The organism is Streptomyces sp. NPDC101152, from assembly GCF_044768275.1.
Lineage (GTDB): Bacteria > Actinomycetota > Actinomycetes > Streptomycetales > Streptomycetaceae > Streptomyces.
Genome location: NZ_JBIWPO010000036.1, coordinates 1 through 16,686 on the forward strand (window position 1 = coordinate 1; position 16,686 = coordinate 16,686).

The following is a 16,686-nucleotide window of genomic DNA, read 5'->3' on the forward strand; positions in this document are numbered from 1 at the left end:
ACCCCCCAGGTCATCCGTTCGACAGGGGGCAAACAGCCATACCGGACCCGGGGGCCAGGCGCCCCTTTTGCGGGGCCACGAGAAAGGTAACGGGGGGCACGCTCCAGCCCAGGTGCCTGGCCGGATCGATGGTGTCGGCCTCGTAGGCCACGACCACGCCGGAGTGCCCTCATGGGTGCGGATGACGGTGTCACCGGAAGGACCGGCGACACCGCCCCGGTGCCCGCCGCCGCACGGCTGGTGCGGGCCGTCGAGAGCGTCGTGGACGTGGACTGCGCGCTGCTGGGACCACGCCGGCGCCCCAACCGGCAGGTGCCGGGGGGACATTGGGGTGCCAGGGCCGACCGGGCCCGGTAGGGGTCCGGTCGGCCCACGCGCGTCCCGCCCCGGCGCGGGACGCTGGAAGTGGCGAGGAAAAGGAGGAGGGACATGACTGGCATGATCGAACGGCTGCCGGGCTGGCCGACCCTGCCCGACCTGTTCGGCTGGGTCGAATCCGGCTTCCCCGGGGCGCACACGGTCCCCGGACTGCACGCCATACGCATCGAAGAACACCTGGCGGACGAGAAGTACGTGCTGCGGGCGGAGCTCCCGGGCATCGACCCCGCCAAGGACCTTGAGATCACCGTCGCGGAAGGCGTTCTGACCCTTCGGGCCGAGCGCAGTGCGGAGACGACGCAGAAGCACCGCACGGAGTTCCGTTACGGCACCTTCGCCCGCTCCGTCCGGCTGCCGGCCGGGGCCAAGGGCGACGAGGCCGCCGCCGAGTACAAGGACGGCGTCCTGACCGTCACGATTCCGGTGCCCGAGACCAAGACGGGCACGAAGACCATCCCCGTGCGGCAGGGCTGAATGAGGGCGCTCGCCCGCACCGTGGTGCGCGGCCGGTACGCCGGCCGCGCACACGTCTGAAACCCGTCGCACCGTCGGGCACCTCGCCGCGTGCGTCGAGGCGGGGATCACCCGCCACCGGGCGGGGGTCGCACAGCACCTGGCCGGCACATCCGGCAGCAGGGACGGGCCCCGTGAAGGACGGGAAGGCCCATCCGCTTCTCGCGGATCCTGATTGCGCGGTGCACGGCCGCCGGCCGCTTCCCCGCGTCTTCTGGTGGGCCTTCCCGTCACCTCCAGCACACCATGTGCACCCCGGACACACCAGGGCCGATCGGCCCCGAATCCCGGCCCAGGCCGGTGAGGAGAAGGACGCCATGACCGCCGACGAACCGCGCCCGGCCGGCACTGCGCCGGCCCACCCCCGGCCCGCCCTGCTGACCTTCCTGGGCGGTGTGGGAACCGTCACCGGCAGCAAGTTCCTCGTCGAGAGCGACCATGCCCGCGTCCTCGTCGACTGCGGGCTCTTCCAGGGCCTGGCCGACCTGCGCCGACTCAACTGGCGCGGCCTTCCGTGCGACGCCGCGGACATCGAGGCGGTGGTCGTCACCCACGCGCACCTGGACCACTGCGGGTACCTGCCGCGACTGTTGCGCCACGGTTTTCGGGGACGGATCGTGACGACCGAGTTCACCGCGCGGCTCATGGAGATCGTGCTGCGGGACAGCGCAAAACTCCAGATCGAGGCGGCCCGGCACGCCGACGAGCACGGCTGGTCCAAACACCGGCCCGCGCAACCGCTGTACGACGACGCGGACGTCGACCGCACCCTCAAACTCGTCGACACCGTACCGGTGGGCGCATCCGCCGACATCGCCACCGGTACCACCCTGACACTGCACCCGGCCGGCCACATCCTCGGCTCGGCCTGGGCCCGGCTCACCCTGGAGGACGGGCACACCCTCGCCGTGAGCGGAGACCTGGGCCGACCGGGGCATCCGCTGCTGCGCCCCGCGGAACCGTTCTCCGGGGCGGACGTGCTGCTGATGGAATCGACGTACGGCAACCGGCGCCACGAGGAACAGGCGGGCCGGACCCACTTCGCGGACGTGCTGACCCGTACCCTCGCCCGCGGCGGCACCATCGTGATCCCCGCGTTCGCCCTGGACCGCACCGAGGTCGTCCTGCATGAACTCGCCGAACTCCGACGGCAGGGCCGCCTGCCCGCCGCGGTGCCGGTGTACGTCGACAGCCCGATGGCGCTGGCAGCCCTCGACGTCTACCGGGACGCCGTGCGCACGGTCGCTCCCGAGCTGCGGCCCGAGGTGGCGGCCGCGGGCACGGCCGCGCTGAGTCCCGAGCCGTTCCTGACGGCACGCTCGATCCAGGAGTCCGTCGAGATCGGCGAGTCCGGCGGCCCGGCCGTCATCGTCTCCGCCTCCGGCATGGCCACCGGGGGCCGTGTCCTGCACCACCTCAGGCGCCTGCTGCCCGACCCGCGCAACGCCGTCGTCGTGGTCGGCTTCGCCGCCAGGGGCACGCGTGCCCGGGACCTCGTCGACGGCGCCAAGGCCCTGAAGATGTTCGGCGAATACGTCCCGGTGCGCGCCCAGGTGGCCGACGTACCCCACTTCTCGGCACACGCCGACGCCGCCCAGATCATCGACTGGCTGCACGGCGCTGCCGCCCCGCACACCACCTACCTGGTGCACGGCGAACCCGACGCGGCGGACGCCCTGCGCGATCGCATCGACCGCACCCTGGGCTGGACCGCCGTCGTGCCCCGTGCCGGGGAGCGCGTACTCGTCCGGTGACGGGCCGCGGGGGCGACCGGCCCCTGCGGATCCCGCGAATGTTGGCCAAGCTGGACCTACGGGGGTGTTTCCGGCAGCTCGGGGATCCCGTGCATCAAGAGGGTGAGGTCGGACATGAAGGGCTACGTGTTCCACGGCCCAGGACAGGCGGCCTGGGAAGAGGTGGCAGACCCGGGCCTGGAGGAGGCCACCGACGCGATCGTGCGGGTCGAAGCCGTCACCATCTGCGGGACGGACCTGCACATCCTCAAGGGCGATGTGCCCGAGGTGCGTCCGGGCACGGTGCTGGGGCACGAGGCGGTCGGTGAGATCGTCGAGGTCGGCAGCGACGTGCGGACCGTACGGCCCGGGGACCGGGTCCTGCTCTCCTGCATCAGCGCCTGCGGACGCTGCCACTACTGCCGCGAGGCCATGTACGGCCAGTGCCGGGGCGGTGGAGGCTGGATCCTGGGTCACCTGATCAACGGCACTCAGGCCGAGTACGTCCGCGTCCCGTACGCCGACCTTTCCGTGTATCCGTTGCCCGGCGGCGTGGACAACGAGGACGCCGTGCTGCTGGCCGACATCTTCCCGACGGCCTACGAGGTGGGCGTGCTCAAGGGCCGGGTACGCCCCGGAGACACCGTCGCCGTGGTCGGGGCGGGGCCCATCGGCCTGGCCGCGATCGCCACGGCCCGGCTGTTCGCCCCGGAGCGGATCCTCGCCGTGGACCTCGCCGCGTCCCGCCTCGAGGCGGCCAGGAAGCTCGGCGCCGAAGCAGTGGCCGACGCGAGCGAGGCGCCGGAGCAGTTGATGGCCGACCTCACCGACGGGCTCGGTGCCGACGTGGTCATCGAGGCGGTCGGCGCGCCGGAGAGCTTCGAGCTGTGCACGCGCATGGTGCGCCCGGGCGGTCACGTGGCCAACATCGGTGTGCACGGCAAGCCGGCCACCCTGCATCTGGAAGACCTGTGGATCAAGAACGTGACGATCACCACGGGCCTGGTCGACACACGCTCCACCCCCACGCTGCTGCGCATGGCGGCGGCCGGACGGCTGCCGACCTCACAACTGGTCACCCACGGCCTCCCGCTCGACCGCATGGAGGAGGCGTACGAGGTCTTCGCCCGCGCCGACGAGACCGGCGCACTCAAGGTGGTACTCGGCGGCCCGCGGCGCGAGGTCGTCCCCGTGCCGACGGCATGACGGAAGCCCCGGCCGGACGGCTGCTCCGGCCGGGGCCATGCCGTTTCATGGTTCAGGTGCGGTAGTTCCGGTGGTGATCGGCATTGCCCATGAAGTGCTTTTCGATGATCGTCTCGCCTTCACCGGGCCGAGTGACCGCCCCGGGTGTGTTCATGAAGACGATCAGGCCCAGGATGCCGGCCGCCAACAGGACGAAGCCGACGACGAACGAGTTGTACCCGAAGATCAGGCACGCGCCCAGTACGGCCGCACCGATCAGGATGAGAGGGACCATGACTGCCTTCCTTCGGTCGGCGGTGCCCCGCGGACCGGACCCGGAGGAACGGTCCGGTCACTCTCAGTGTTCTTGGGGGACGACGCCCGGCCCAGAGGCTGAGCGGGCACGGGCCTGGTCCGAGCGGCCCCGAACGGAGGCCGAACCACCCCTGCTGAGACCGGGCCGCCGGTGTCACGGTGGGAGCAGAACTCTGCGCTGAGCTCCCGCGCTAACCGACGAAAGGGCCTGCCGTTGCGCCTGGTGTCCGCCTCGCTGTGGGAACGCTACGAGGGCACTGGGCGCCCCGGTGCCGGACGACGTCGGCGTGCCGTTGGATCTCATCCTCCCCGACGAGGGCACCTGTCTCGTCCTTCACGGCCGGATCCAGGGCCGGGCAGTGCCGTGGTTGTCCAGTCGGCCTGCGGTCATGGCGAGGACGAAGGCCAGGGAGCCGGACACGACACACGCGGACATCCTGGAGTTGCGGGCCGGCATCCGGCGCAGGTCCTGGCTCGTGCGCGGCGTCTACCGGTGTGTGCGGAGCCCGTCGAGGATGAGTGCGAGCATACGGGGAGCCCGGTCTTCGGGGCTGGATGCGGCGCGCCAGAGTGCGCCGGTGAGCTGCAGGAAGTCGCCCGGGTCGGCGTCCGTGCGGATGCTGCCGTCCTTCTTGCCTGCGTCAAGGAACTCTGTGATCGCGGCGACGACCGGGCCGTAGTTCTGCTCGCTGATCGCCTGGTGCGCGCTGGGGCTGAGGGCATCGCCGAGGCCGTGCTTCCTGCGCATTGCTTCGACGAGGTCGATGGTCCAGTGGCGGAGCGCTTCAAGTGGCGGCATCCGGGCCAGCAGGTCGGGCACGGTGCCGATGATGCGTGCGACCTCGTCCTGGTAGACGGCCAGTACCAGCGACTCGCGGGTGGGGAAATTGCGGTAGAGCGTGCCCGCGCCGACTCCCGCGCGCTGGGCGATCTGGTTCATCGACGTGCTGCCGTCCGCAGCGAGCGCTTCGCGTGCGGCGGCGAGGATGCGCGCCCTGTTCTCGCGGGCGTCTGAGCGGACCACAGGACCTCACCTTGCTAAGTGGAGAGTTCTCCACTACGTTTTGTGGAGAGCTCTCCACTTACTCTAAGGAGCGTCATGCATTACATCAAGCTGGGCATGACCGGCCTCGACGTGTCCCCGATCGCGATCGGCGCGATGACCTACGGCGAACCCGACCGCGGGCACCCCGTCTGGTCGAAGGGCGAACAGGATGCGCGCCCGCTCATCAAGCACGCGCTGGAGGCGGGGATCAACTTCTTCGACACCGCGAACATGTACTCCAACGGTTCCAGTGAGGAAATTCTCGGCCGGGCGCTCAAGGACTTCGCCGACCGAGATGCCGTGGTGATCGCCACGAAACTGCGCCATCCGATGAGGCTGGGACCCAACGGAAGGGGACTGTCGCGCAAGGCGGTCATGACCGAGGTCGACCATTCGCTGCGCCGCCTCGGCACCGACTACATCGACCTCTACCAGGTGCACCGCAACGACCACGCGACGCCGCTGGAGGAGACCCTCGAAGCCCTCAGCGACCTCGTCAAGGCCGGCAAGGTGCGCTACCTCGGCGCCTCGTCCATGCATGCCTGGGAGTTCGCGAAGGCGCTGCACCTGCAGAAGCAGAACGGCTGGGCACGGTTCGTGTCGATGCAGGACCACTACAACCTCCTCGCCCGTGAGGAGGAGCGCGAGATGATCCCGCTGTGCCTGGACGAGGGCGTCGGCACGATCATCTGGTCGCCGTTGGCGCGCGGACGCCTGGCTCGCGCGTGGGATGACGCCCGCTCGACGGTGCGCTCCGAAACGGACGGTGCCTACGCGGACCTCCTCTACTCGCCCGGGGAGGAGGCGTCCAACAAGGCGATCATCGACGCGGTGGGGGAGGTCGCGGACGCTCACGGCGTCAGCCGCGCACAGGTCGCGCTCGCCTGGTTGCGACGTCAGCCGGTCGTGACCGCGCCGTTGGTCGGCGCCGGCTCGATCCGGCAGATCGACGCGGCCGTGGCCTCCCTCGATGTGGAGCTCACCGACGACGAGGTACGCGCCCTGGAGGACCCGTACACGCCGCGGTACGACTGGCAGGGCATCTCGGACGAGGCCGAGATGGAAGCCATCCGTAAGCGCGTCCCCGGAATGGCCCTTTCGTGAAGCCCATCGTCCGCTCCGGCGCGACAGCCCGCGCCGGAGCCCTCCTCATCCCGCTCGACCCACCCGAGACCGCGTTGGGGTAGGTCGCGGCAGAGATCGCATCTCATGCCAGACCGGTCACGCCGGGCTTACGCGAACTTTCCGACAGTCCCTCAGCCAGCGGGTCGGTCGGTGGCGTGGCTGTTCGCGAACTCCCAGATCACAGACAGGAGTTGCTCGGGGGACTCCACCTGGGGCATGTGGCCGGTACGGGGCAGCAAGTGGAACCGGGCGCCGGGGATGGCTGCCGCGTAGGCCCGCCCGTAGTCGGCGTCCACGACCTGATCGCTCTCGCCCCACGCCACGAGGGCGGGCACCGTCGTCTTGGCCAGGCGCTCGCGCAGGGTGGGGTCGGCCATGGCGTCCGGGCCCGCGTAGACCTGCAGTGCGCCGCGGTTGCCGGCCATGACCGCGCGCTGTTCGTCGGAGAGCGAGCTCGGGTCGAAGCGGAACTTCGAGGGGTCGTGGAAGGAGAGCCTGGACAGTTCGACGGGGGTGAGCGGGAAGGTGTCGGCGACCGGGTGGCCGGGGACCTCGATGCCCACCGCGTTGATGAGGATGACGCTGGTGATCCGGTCGCTGCCGAGCGCGGCGAGCTCGGCGGCGAGCCACCCGCCGATGGAGTTGCCGACGACGGTCACGTCGTCCAGGCCGAGCACGTCGAGCAGGCGTATGTAGGCCTGGGCGAGCGTGGTGACGTCGGTCAGCCATTCGGGGCGGACGGTGCCGCCGAAGCCGGGGTGAATGGGCACGAACACCCTCGCCGGCCGCTGCTCCGACAGGAACTCGGCGAACGGGGTGACGGTCTGCGGTCCGCCACCGCCGTGCAGGAGGAGGAAAGGGCGTCCCTTCTCGCCGTGCAGGTCGACGGTGATGTCGAGGTCGCCCTCATCGAGGGAGACGGTGTGGGAGGTGCTGATCACGGAAGTTCTCCTCAAGTCGCCTGTGCTGGTGTGCTGTGCCGGTAAGGGGTTGTCCGGTCGTCACGCGAAGTCGGTGGCCGGGACTGTGGCGTAGCGGCCCATCACCTCGACCGTCGACTCAGGGGTCAGCTCCCGACCGCCGGCGATCATGTCCCGTAGGTCGCGGAAGTACTGCACGTACAGGTCGGGCGTGAAGGTGTTGAGCAGCACCGCCGGTTCGTCGCCGAGATTGGCGAAGGTGTGCGGGGCGCCGGGCGGGATCATCGCGAGGGTGCCTGCCGGGGCGATGTGGGTCGTCTCGCCCACGGTGAAGTGCACGGTGCCGGAGACGACGTAGAAGCCCTCGTCGTGCTGGGCGTGGCGGTGCTGGGGCGGCCCCTGGGTGTGCGGGGCGATGGTGATCTCACCGATGCCGAGACGGTGCCCCGTGGTCCTGCCGTCCTCGAGAATGCGCATCTGCGTCGGCCCGAGGCGGATCGTCTCGCCGCCGTCGGGGCCGATCACGGAAACCTCGCGCACCGCGGCCTCCTTGCTGCTGCCGGTCATGGCCCTTCCCTTCCGCCGTCGTGAGAGCCAGCTCTCACGAACCCTCGGCCTGAAACTAGAGGGTCAGGCTTCCTTATGCAAGTGAACTCTCATAATGAGAGCTGACAGTGGTAAGGTCATCCCGGATGTACAGGCGGGAAGAAGGACGCACGATGACGACGACCCGGACCGACACCGGCCGCACCAACCAGAAGAAGCGCACGCGTACGGCGATCGTGCAGGCCGCGCGTGAACTCATCGAAACCGGCGGCGAGGTGACCATGCCCGAGATAGCCCGCGCGGCCCTGGTCTCGGAAGCCACCGCCTACCGGTACTTCCCCGACCTCCCCTCGCTGATCAGCGAGGCTCTCGCCGGAGTCTGGCCTGCCCCCGCGGAGGCACTCGCGCCGGTCGCGCACTCCACCGACCCCGTCGAACGCGTCGCCTTCGCCTGCGAGTTCCTGCTGCGCGGCATACTCGCCCGCCAGGGATCGGTGCGGGCGATGATCTCGGCCACCATCACTCAGCCCAAGACGGCGTCCGCGCGCCCCGGGATCCGCTTCGCCCTGATCGACCACGCGCTCGCCCCCCTCGAAGCCACCGTGGGCGCCACGGATCCGGAAGCGTTCGCCCAGCTCAAGCGTGACCTCGCGGTGGTCGTCAGCGCGGAGGCGCTCTTCACGCTCACCGACCTCTGCGGGCTCGCTCCGCAGGCCGCGGTCGCCAGCGCCGTCCGTACGGCGACCACGCTGACGGAGGCCGCGGTCCGCGCGACCTCGTAGCCGTCCTGTTTTGTGGCTGACGGTCGTCTGTCTGGCTGTTGGGAACTGATGTACAAGTGAAGGCCTGTGTCGCATCCGGTCGCCGCGTGCCTGGGGAGGGCGCAGAGAGCGTCCTGCCGGATGGTGCCGGTCACGACTGATCGATTCAGGGGGGATCATGCGCAGACGTCTTTGTGCCTTGATGGTGGCGGGTGCGGGCCTGCTGGCCGTGGGCGCCGGCCCGGCGTACGGGGTGGCACCGGCCAGGGCCGGGTCGGCGGCGGGTCCGGTGCCGTACACCGTCGAGGATCTGGGCACCCTGGGTGGCACCCGCAGCCAGGCGAGCGCGATCGACGGCACGACGGTTGTGGGGACTTCGCTGACCAGCGGTGACGCGTCCGAGCACGCCTTCGTCTACGACCTGCGCCGGCGCACCATGACGGATCTGGGCACGCTGGGGGGTGACAGCCGGGCGACGGGCGTGAAGGGGGAGTACGTGGTGGGGGAGTCGGAGCTGTCTCCCAGTGGCGCCACGCACGGCTTCGTCTACAGCCTGCGCAGCCGTCGGCTCATCGACATCGGCACGCTCGGCGGCAGCAGCACCCACATCACGGGCCTTGACGGCGACACGGTGGTGGGAACGTCGTCGCTGCCCGGGGACGCGGTGTCCCACGCGTTCGCGTACAGCGTGCACGCGCGGACGATGACCGATCTGGGCAGCCTCGCCGGCCCGTCGGGTTCCAGCACCGCGACGGCGGTCAACAGCGGGACTGTCGTAGGCAGTTCGTCGCTGCCCAACTCGACAGGCACCGCGACGCACGGATTCGCCTACAGTCTGCGTACCCGGGTGATGACCGATGTCGGCACCCTCGGCGGACGCTCCAGCACGGCCAACGACATCAGCGGGTCCGTCGTGGTCGGTCAGTCCCGGACCGCCGGCAACAGGCTGAGTGGATACGCCTACGACCTGCGTACCGGCATCCGCACCGACCTGGGACCCCGCTTCCTGATCGCGCAGTTGATCAGCGGCGACACGGTGGTCGGCGGTGACAGCCTGCTCTCCAGTTCGTTCGACCTCACCACGCACGCGACTGCCGTGATCGGCTCGGGGCGTGGTGTCACCGAGGTCAAGCAGATCGCTCACAACCTCATGGTCGGCGACAACTTCGCCCCCAACTCCTTCGCCTTCGTCGCCCGCGTCGACAACGGCTCCTTCACCTACCTGCCCTCCCTCGGTGGCCTCAACTCCTCAGCGACGCAGGTCAATTGCCACGGTGTAGTCGCAGGCAGCGCAGCCCTCCCACCGGCTGACCCGGCCTCGGCCAACGGCCCCTTCCACGCCACCGTGTGGGTGCCGCACACGGGGGAGCGGGGCAGACTCGCCGGCGCCTCACGTCAGGAGAGCGAACTCGCCGTCAGGATGCGTTCCAAGGTCCGGTGACCCATCCGGCTCATGGGCGGGTTGCTCTTGACGTAGTACCAGACCAAGCCCATCGCCTGAACGAAGGCCCACGCCTTGCCCCGCTCCCACTCGAGGTCGTCGCTCCCCAGGTGATCACGGAGCACCTGCCGTGGCCCGGCCTCGAGCAGGTGCCACGCACTCACCAGATCCAGCGAAGGGTCGGCCGGTCCGAAGCCGCCGACGTCGAGAATCCCCGCAAGCCGACCGGCGGACACCAGCACGTTGCCGGGAATCAGATCGCAATGGGCCATGGCGTCCTCGGCTGAACCCCGCGGCAGCTCACGCAAGGTTGCCCAGAGGCGGCGCAGCCGCGGGACGTCGAGGAGTTCCTCGCTGTTTCTGAAGCAGGTCTCCATCCAGGCCTCATGGGACTGCAGGTCGCCTCCCCGCCCGGTGCCGGCGAACGTTCGGCCGTGCGTGTCGATCGCGCGCAGGTCGCCGATGAGCTCGGCCAAGTCGCAGGCGAACGCAGGTGATCGGCCCGGGTCGTCGTCGGTGGCCACGACGCCGGGCAACCACGTCTGCACCGACCACGGAAGCGGATAGCCTGCCCCGGGTTCACCGAGCCCGACCGGCTCGGGCGTCGGGTAACGCGTACGACCTGCCAACTCGCGAGCCGCTGCCGCTTCCGACTCCAGCCAGCGCCGCGTCGACTCGACGTCGGCGTACTCGAGAGGGAACCGGGCCGCCAACCGATCGCCGATACGGAAGACGGCGTTGACCGTACCCTGCGCCGCGATGCTCCTGACCGGCAGGCTCCGCCACTCGGGAAACTGCTGCTCCACCAGTATGCGCACCGTCTCAGGTGACACCGTCACCTGGTTGGCGTGCATCTTCATGCTGGAAGCATCGGCATCACGCTCTTCGGCGACAACTCATTTCCTTCAGCGGCCCGCTCCCGCATCGGTGGTTTGGGGCCAGGAGCCACGCCGTGTTCGGGTTTACGGGGGACCGACCCGCCGCCCTTCTAAACCGTCGGCCACCACGAGGCAGTCGTCCTCCGCGTCCCGCACGGCCGGCAACAGGGCCTGTTCTCCGCAGTCCAGGGAGATCTGGTAATTGCCGGATTCCAAGCCCCAGGAGGCGGCCAGACGCCCTGCAGGTTCTGCACCCTGGCTGTCGGAGCCCTTCCACCCGGGCGGCCTCCCGTGGAGGCGCACCCGCGACAGCCTTCGACCACAGCTACAAATGAGCCCAATCGATGGTCAGTTGCAGCCACCGTAGCGGCCGCTGCCCCAGCCGCCGTCCGAGAAGGTGTGCCAGTTGCCCCAGATGTGGTTGTTCGCGCACCGCGTGGACTGCTCCCACTTGGTTCGTCCTGTACACGATCAGGTCGACATCGGGCAGGAACTTCAGCGGGGGCGCGTACTGCCGGCCGTTCAAGTCGGTGTGAATGTCCATGATCGGTGACGTGGTGAAGGATCCGTCCGGATGGTCCGGCCTGAACGACGTCTTCTTGAGCGCGTCCTTGTTCTCGCCCTCGACGTACACACTGCCCTCGACGTGGTAGACGTCCACCTCCGGGGCTCCGGTGTCATTGTTCGCCGGGGAGGGGCTGGACGGACCGTACTGCCAGTGGATCTCGGCGTGCACGCCCTTGCAGTCACCGAAGTACCCCGGGTAGAGCTGGCCCAGTGTCGTGCCGTCCACGGTGAGAGAGATCGGGTGCGACTCCAGGATCGGCGACGTGGAACTGCCGCAATTGTGCGCCTCGACCGCGCTGGCGCTTCCGGCGCCTGTCATCGACACTCCGGCTGCGATGGTGAGTGCGCTGAAGCCGACAGCGAGCTTCGTGTGAATACGCGTCGTTCTTCCTGATGGATCACGTGGCGGGTATGCATCCCGGTGCGAGCCCCGCTGCGGTGACGCTATGGACAGTGATCCGTGGGCGGTCCTAGATTCGTCCTGGTGCCAGGTCCGGCCAGGGATCAGCGCTGCTCGGGGAGTGTCGGGGGAGACATGAGATTTGGCGTGCTGGGGCCGTTGTGCGCCCAGATCACGGGGCGCGAGGTCCGGCTCGACGGGCCGCGGCAGGCCAAGATGCTGGCCGCGCTTCTGGTCGACGCCAACAGCGTCGTCGCCACCGAGCGGCTCGTCGCCGTGATGTGGGATGGGAAAGCACCCGCCACCGCGGTCCGTCAGGTCCAGGACGCTCTCTCCGGGTTGCGCCGCAATCTGGCCGCGTACGGAGCACCCAGATCCCTGATCAGCACGCGACGCGGCGGCTACGAGATCCACCTGACCCCTGATCAGTCCGACCTCCTGGAATTCGATCACGAGCGGCGCCTCGCCGAACGGCACCAGGCCCCGTTCGAGACCGCTGCCGCCCTGCGGCGTGCGATGGCCTGCTGGCGTGGTGACGCCCTGGTCGACATCCCCAGCCGGGTCCTGGAGCTCGATGCGGCACGGCTGAACGAGAAGCGCGCGGCCACACACAAACAGTGCCTGAGCGTCGAACTCGACCTGGGGCGTCATCGTGAGGTCATCGAGGAGCTGACCGCCCTGCTCCGTGAAAACCCCTACGACGAGCAGCTCACCGAACACTTGATGGTCGCCCTCTACCGGTGCCGGCGGCAAGGCGAGGCGCTGCAGGTGTACGAGCGGCTGCGCCGGACACTGGCCGGTGATCTCGGCGTCGATCCCACCCCGTCGCTCCAGGCGCTGCATCGGCGCATCCTGAGCGCCGATCCCGCCCTGGCGGCTCCCGTCCAGGCCGGCGGTCCCTCGGACCCGCCACGGGAAGGCCCTGAGGCGACGGCCACCGAACCGGCGATGACGATGCCGGTACGCCAACTGCCGCTCGACGTGCCCGACTTCGTGGGCCGTACCGAGGCGCTGGCCGAGGTCGCCGGGCTCCTCGACGCGGCGGCGCCGAACCGGGCCCGGGTGGCCGTCGTGGTGGGCGGTCCCGGTGTGGGCAAGTCGTGTCTGGTCACGCATGCCGCACGGCTGGCCAGCGCCGCGTTCCCCGACGGCCAGCTCTACCTCGACCTCGCCGCCACCTCGGACGAGCCGCGGGACCCGGCGCTGATGCTGGCCGAGGCGCTGCGGGCCCTCTCGATCGCCGGCAGCGCGATCCCGAACAGTCTGTCCGAACGGGCCGCGCTCTACCGGTCGTTGCTGGCCGACCGCCGGATGCTGGTGGTGTTGGACGACGCAGGCCACGCCGATCAGGTGCTGCCGTTGCTGCCCGGAGCGGACGGCTGTGCCGTGTTGATCACCAGCCGCACTCTGCTGACGCAGCTTTCCGGCGCCCGGCACATCGACCTGGACGTGCTGAGCAGGGCAGAGGCCCGGGAGTTGTTCACGGGCATCGTCGGGCGGCGGCGGGTCGAGCGGGAACCGGCGGAGGCCGACGCGATCCTGGACTGCTGCGGCAACCTGCCGCTGGCGATCCGGATCGCCAGCGCCAAGCTCACCGGTCGCCCGGCCTGGTCGCTGCGGGTGCTGCGGGAGCGGATCGAGGACGAGTCCCGGCGGCTGGCCGAGCTGAGGATCGGGGATCTCAGCGTGCGAGCCAGCGTCGAACTGAGCTTGCGGCTGCTGCCCGCCGCGTCGGTGCGCGCGCTGAGCCTGCTGGGCCTGCTGGGCGCCTACACCCTGCCCGGCTGGGTGGTCGGCCCGCTGCTGGACCGCTCGGACGCCGAGGACGTGCTGGACACCCTCGTCGACGCCAGCCTGGTGCGGCTGACCGCCACCGACGCCATCGGCCAGCCGCGCTACCGGCTGCACGACCTGATCCGGACCTGTGCCGTGGAAATCGCCGCCCAGTTGCCGACGGCGGACAAGCGGGACGCGATCGTCCGGGTGCTGTCCGCCTGGCTCGAACTTTCCGGACGCGCTACCGATCGGATGCCGGCCGGGCTGCTGGTCTGCGAGCCCGGCTCGGCACCGCGCCGGTCCTTGCCCGACACGGTCGTGGACCGGCTGATGGCCGACCCGGTCGGCTGGTTCGACGCGGAACGCGACACCCTGCTCGGCGCGGTGAAACTGGCGGTGGACTGGCAACTGGACGAACTGGCCTGGGAACTGGCGGCCGGCGCGGTGACCTATTACGACCACCGCTGCCTGTATCAGGACTGGGAGCACGGGCACCGCCTCGCGTTGGACGCGGCCGAGGCAGCCGGCAACACCCGCGGCGCGTCGGTGCTGCTGCGCGGTCTCGGCCAACTGCACATCTACCGAGACGAGTTCGAGGCTGCCACCCGTACCCTGGAGTCCTCCATCGGGCTGTGCCAGGACGGCGGGGACAAGCGCGGTGAGGCGTTGTCGGTGGCGATGCTGGGCACGGTGAGCCGAGTGCAGGGCCGCTACGACGAAGCCGTCGACCGTGTCGAGCACGCGCTGGCCATCGCCGTCGGTGAGGGCGACCGGCACCTCGAAGCACAGCTGTCCTGTTCGATGGCCGTGATGCGGCTCATGCACGACGAACTCGACGAGGCGGAGTCCTGGTTCCGCGAGGCCCTGCGCCAGGCCAGGGCGCTCGACGACGGGCATCGGGTGGCGGTCGTCCTGAGGCGGTTCAGCCGGCTGCACGATCGACGCGGTGACCCGGACGAGGCGTTGAGCTGCCTGCGGCAGGCGTTGGCCACCTTCGAGGAACTGGCCGACGAACGGTGCGCCGCCTACACGCTGCTGGAAGTCGGCCGCGTCCACGCCGGCCGGCACGACCGGGACCGGGCGGGCCCGGCACTGGAACGCGCGGCCGACCTGTTCCACCGGCACGGCGACCGCCACGACGAGGCCGCGTGCTGGCAGCTGATCGGCGACCTCGACGCCGCCGCCGGCGCCCACGACCTGGCGCGCCAGCACCACGGGCGGGCGCAGCGCCTGTGGCAGACGATCGGCGACATGCACGAGACGAAGGCATCGGCGCCACCATCATCGCCGTGACCTGACTCCCGGCCAGGCGCTTTCTTCTCGCAACCCGGTGAAGAGCGCGTCCCCGTCCGCGACGTCCGGCACCGCGTCCCTCTCGACATGGCCTGTCGCGGGGGAGAGCTCCACAGCACCGTCAATCGAGTGGAGCTCGTGCGCTCTGGTCGAGGAGGGGCGCGGCACGGGTCACGGCCTGCCGGCGGTGCTGCCAGACACCGTCCAGGCGGGTCATGGTCCGGGTGGGCTGTCGGCGGAGGAAGGCGTCGCGCTGGGTGGCGGCGGCGCGGCGCAATCCGCTTGCCGTGTCGCAGTGTTGGTCGAGGGTCGCGGCAGCGCGTTGCTCCTGCGCCAATCGGGCAGCGCCGGCTCCCCTGACGGCCTCGGCCTGCAGTGACTGAATCAGCGCGGCGGGCGTCTTCGCCGGCCGGCCCGCCTGTGCCATGCAGCGTTGCCATCGCCCCAGAGCCGTCTGGTAGGAGGGGGCGGTGGCCAGGTACCGCTCGAGGAGCTGGTTGACGTCCTGCGGTACGAGTGTGTCCTCGAAGGCGGCGCGTACGGTGCCGTACAGTTGGGCCCGGGCGCGCGCCATGCAGCCGCCCGTGCCGTAGGACCCGCTCGCCCCGCTGGGCAGGACGAGTGCTGTCACCTGGTCGGCGGGGCCGTCGAGTGCGGCCGTGTAGCGGGTCTGCTGGGCGGCGGGCAGGGAGCGGACGTACCGGTCCTCGGCCGTGGCGCCGTTGTTCATGCGGCCCAGAGCCGTGGAGATGCCGTACGTGGGTGTCGAGCGGGAGCCGATCGACTGGGCCGTGGTCGCCCCGGCGGGTGGCTGCGGGCCCGCGTTCGTGACCAGGTAGCGCAGTCCCTGCTCGCGCATGCACCGCTGGGTGAGGATCTGCAGGGCGCTGAAGAGCTGCCACCGTTCGCGCAGGGCGGTGGCATCGGTGGTGAGGGTGGCAGCGGCATGACCGGACTCCCGCGCCGCCGGCGCCGCCTCAGCCGGTGCGGCCGTGTCCGTTCCGGCGCACCCGGTCGCGGCGGCGCAGACCAGTGCCACCACGAGGACCAGCAGGGGCAGCAGGCGTGTCGGTGCGCGCCCGGTGTGGCGGCGCGAGAGCTCTGTCATGGGTGAATGCCCGTCATCCGGTGGCCGTCAGTGTCCGGTCAGCAGTTCGAGGTCCAGTAGTTGCTGCTGATCGAGTCGTTGAAACTGGTCGACGTGCCCGGCCAGACGAGGTTCGCGAAGTTGTCGTTGGACCAGCCCCTGGGAAGGCAGGCCGACAGCCCGGTGTAGCCCGTGCCGCTCCAGACCTCGACGCCCAGGCCGCTCGTGCCGTGGTTGTATCCCGAGGACGCGCAGTCGGCCCATGTCCCGTTGTTGCAGGTGGAGTGGGAGTAGGCACCCCAGTTGGTGTTGTTTCCGGAGAACTTGCCCGGTCCGCCGCTGTAGCCGGCGTCGACCCAGAAACAGAAGTAGGTGCTCGGGCAGTCCCCGATGGCCTGCGGGGAGATCGCACCGGCAGCGGTTCTGTGTGCCGTCTGCGGTGCCGCGGCGGCCGGTTTGCCGGCGGGCGTGGTGGTGTGCCCGCCGGCGGCGAGGGCGTTGCCAGGAAGGACGAGGCCGACGAGTGCGGCCAGTGCGGTGGCGGCGAGTGCCATCGTCACACGGAAGGATCTCATGCGGATTCCCTCTTTCTCCGACTGCGAGTAGTGGAGTTTTTCGAAGCGTTGCCACGGATGCGGTCTTGGCGGAATTCAATCCCCAGGACGCCTGAGGCGATTGCAACGCCGGTGAGTGATATTGCCAACCGGGGCCCGGGGCGGCCAT

The 16,686-nt window shown here is 70.0% G+C and carries 16 protein-coding genes; 8 read left to right on the forward strand and 8 right to left on the reverse strand.

Annotation, left to right across the window (positions count from 1 at the left end):
- Positions 1–171: 171 nt before the first annotated feature.
- The 4 genes from ACIRVK_RS32815 (at position 172) to ACIRVK_RS32830 (ending at position 3,830) form a co-directional block, all read left to right on the forward strand.
- The gene (locus tag ACIRVK_RS32815) at positions 172–357 is read left to right on the forward strand and encodes a hypothetical protein (protein ID WP_404253557.1); all 186 of its coding nucleotides are present in this window, start codon (positions 172–174) and stop codon (positions 355–357) included.
- A 72-nt stretch (positions 358–429) separates the two neighbouring features.
- Positions 430–852: an Hsp20/alpha crystallin family protein gene (locus ACIRVK_RS32820; protein ID WP_404253559.1), complete on the forward strand. Its 423-nt coding sequence runs from the start codon at positions 430–432 to the stop codon at positions 850–852.
- A 356-nt stretch (positions 853–1,208) separates the two neighbouring features.
- The gene (locus ACIRVK_RS32825) at positions 1,209–2,645 is read left to right on the forward strand and encodes an MBL fold metallo-hydrolase RNA specificity domain-containing protein (RefSeq protein ID WP_404253561.1); all 1,437 of its coding nucleotides are present in this window, start codon (positions 1,209–1,211) and stop codon (positions 2,643–2,645) included.
- 114 nt (positions 2,646–2,759) lie between these two features.
- Positions 2,760–3,830, forward strand: coding sequence for a zinc-dependent alcohol dehydrogenase family protein (locus tag ACIRVK_RS32830; protein ID WP_404253563.1), 1,071 nt, complete (start codon positions 2,760–2,762; stop codon positions 3,828–3,830).
- A gap of 52 nt (positions 3,831–3,882) precedes the next feature.
- Here ACIRVK_RS32830 and ACIRVK_RS32835 read toward each other — a convergent pair whose 3' ends face one another.
- Together ACIRVK_RS32835 and ACIRVK_RS32840 are read right to left on the reverse strand one after the other, a co-directional pair.
- Positions 3,883–4,104, reverse strand: coding sequence for a hypothetical protein (locus ACIRVK_RS32835; protein WP_404253565.1), 222 nt, complete (start codon positions 4,102–4,104; stop codon positions 3,883–3,885).
- A gap of 507 nt (positions 4,105–4,611) precedes the next feature.
- Positions 4,612–5,148 carry a TetR/AcrR family transcriptional regulator gene (locus ACIRVK_RS32840; RefSeq protein WP_404253567.1) on the reverse strand — a complete coding sequence of 179 codons (537 nt, stop codon included), beginning with the start codon at positions 5,146–5,148 and terminating at the stop codon, positions 4,612–4,614.
- Between the two features lie 75 nt (positions 5,149–5,223).
- Here ACIRVK_RS32840 and ACIRVK_RS32845 point away from each other — a divergent pair, with 75 nt between their 5' ends.
- The gene (locus tag ACIRVK_RS32845; RefSeq protein WP_404253569.1) at positions 5,224–6,273 is read left to right on the forward strand and encodes an aldo/keto reductase; all 1,050 of its coding nucleotides are present in this window, start codon (positions 5,224–5,226) and stop codon (positions 6,271–6,273) included.
- Positions 6,274–6,425: 152 nt separating this feature from the next.
- Here the strand turns inward: ACIRVK_RS32845 and ACIRVK_RS32850 are convergent, their stop codons facing one another.
- Together ACIRVK_RS32850 and ACIRVK_RS32855 are read right to left on the reverse strand one after the other, a co-directional pair.
- Positions 6,426–7,235, reverse strand: a complete 810-nt coding sequence (locus ACIRVK_RS32850) for an alpha/beta fold hydrolase (protein WP_404253571.1) — start codon at positions 7,233–7,235, stop codon at positions 6,426–6,428.
- A 60-nt stretch (positions 7,236–7,295) separates the two neighbouring features.
- Positions 7,296–7,781: a cupin domain-containing protein gene (locus tag ACIRVK_RS32855; protein WP_404253573.1), complete on the reverse strand. Its 486-nt coding sequence runs from the start codon at positions 7,779–7,781 to the stop codon at positions 7,296–7,298.
- Positions 7,782–7,933: 152 nt separating this feature from the next.
- On the opposite strand from ACIRVK_RS32855, the gene ACIRVK_RS32860 reads away from it, so the two are divergent.
- Positions 7,934–8,542, forward strand: coding sequence for a TetR/AcrR family transcriptional regulator (locus ACIRVK_RS32860; protein ID WP_404253575.1), 609 nt, complete (start codon positions 7,934–7,936; stop codon positions 8,540–8,542).
- Positions 8,543–8,699: 157 nt separating this feature from the next.
- Positions 8,700–9,962, forward strand: a complete 1,263-nt coding sequence (locus ACIRVK_RS32865; protein ID WP_404253577.1) for a hypothetical protein — start codon at positions 8,700–8,702, stop codon at positions 9,960–9,962.
- Here the strand turns inward: ACIRVK_RS32865 and ACIRVK_RS32870 are convergent.
- Together ACIRVK_RS32870 and ACIRVK_RS32875 are read right to left on the reverse strand one after the other, a co-directional pair.
- Positions 9,917–10,822 (reverse strand): aminoglycoside phosphotransferase family protein, encoded by a 906-nt coding sequence (locus tag ACIRVK_RS32870; RefSeq protein ID WP_404253579.1) that lies wholly within the window; start codon positions 10,820–10,822, stop codon positions 9,917–9,919. The genes ACIRVK_RS32865 and ACIRVK_RS32870 overlap by 46 nt on opposite strands.
- Positions 10,823–11,165: 343 nt before the next feature.
- Positions 11,166–11,726 carry a hypothetical protein gene (locus ACIRVK_RS32875; protein WP_404253581.1) on the reverse strand — a complete coding sequence of 187 codons (561 nt, stop codon included), beginning with the start codon at positions 11,724–11,726 and terminating at the stop codon, positions 11,166–11,168.
- Positions 11,727–11,942: 216 nt separating this feature from the next.
- On the opposite strand from ACIRVK_RS32875, the gene ACIRVK_RS32880 reads away from it, so the two are divergent.
- Positions 11,943–14,876, forward strand: a complete 2,934-nt coding sequence (locus ACIRVK_RS32880) for a BTAD domain-containing putative transcriptional regulator (protein WP_404253583.1) — start codon at positions 11,943–11,945, stop codon at positions 14,874–14,876.
- 121 nt (positions 14,877–14,997) lie between these two features.
- Here the strand turns inward: ACIRVK_RS32880 and ACIRVK_RS32885 are convergent, their stop codons facing one another.
- A complete protein-coding gene (locus tag ACIRVK_RS32885) occupies positions 14,998–15,984 on the reverse strand; it encodes a hypothetical protein (RefSeq protein ID WP_404253585.1) in 987 nt (328 codons plus the stop codon).
- A 38-nt stretch (positions 15,985–16,022) separates the two neighbouring features.
- Positions 16,023–16,538 (reverse strand): peptidase inhibitor family I36 protein, encoded by a 516-nt coding sequence (locus ACIRVK_RS32890; RefSeq protein WP_404253587.1) that lies wholly within the window; start codon positions 16,536–16,538, stop codon positions 16,023–16,025.
- Between the last annotated feature and the right edge of the window lie 148 nt (positions 16,539–16,686).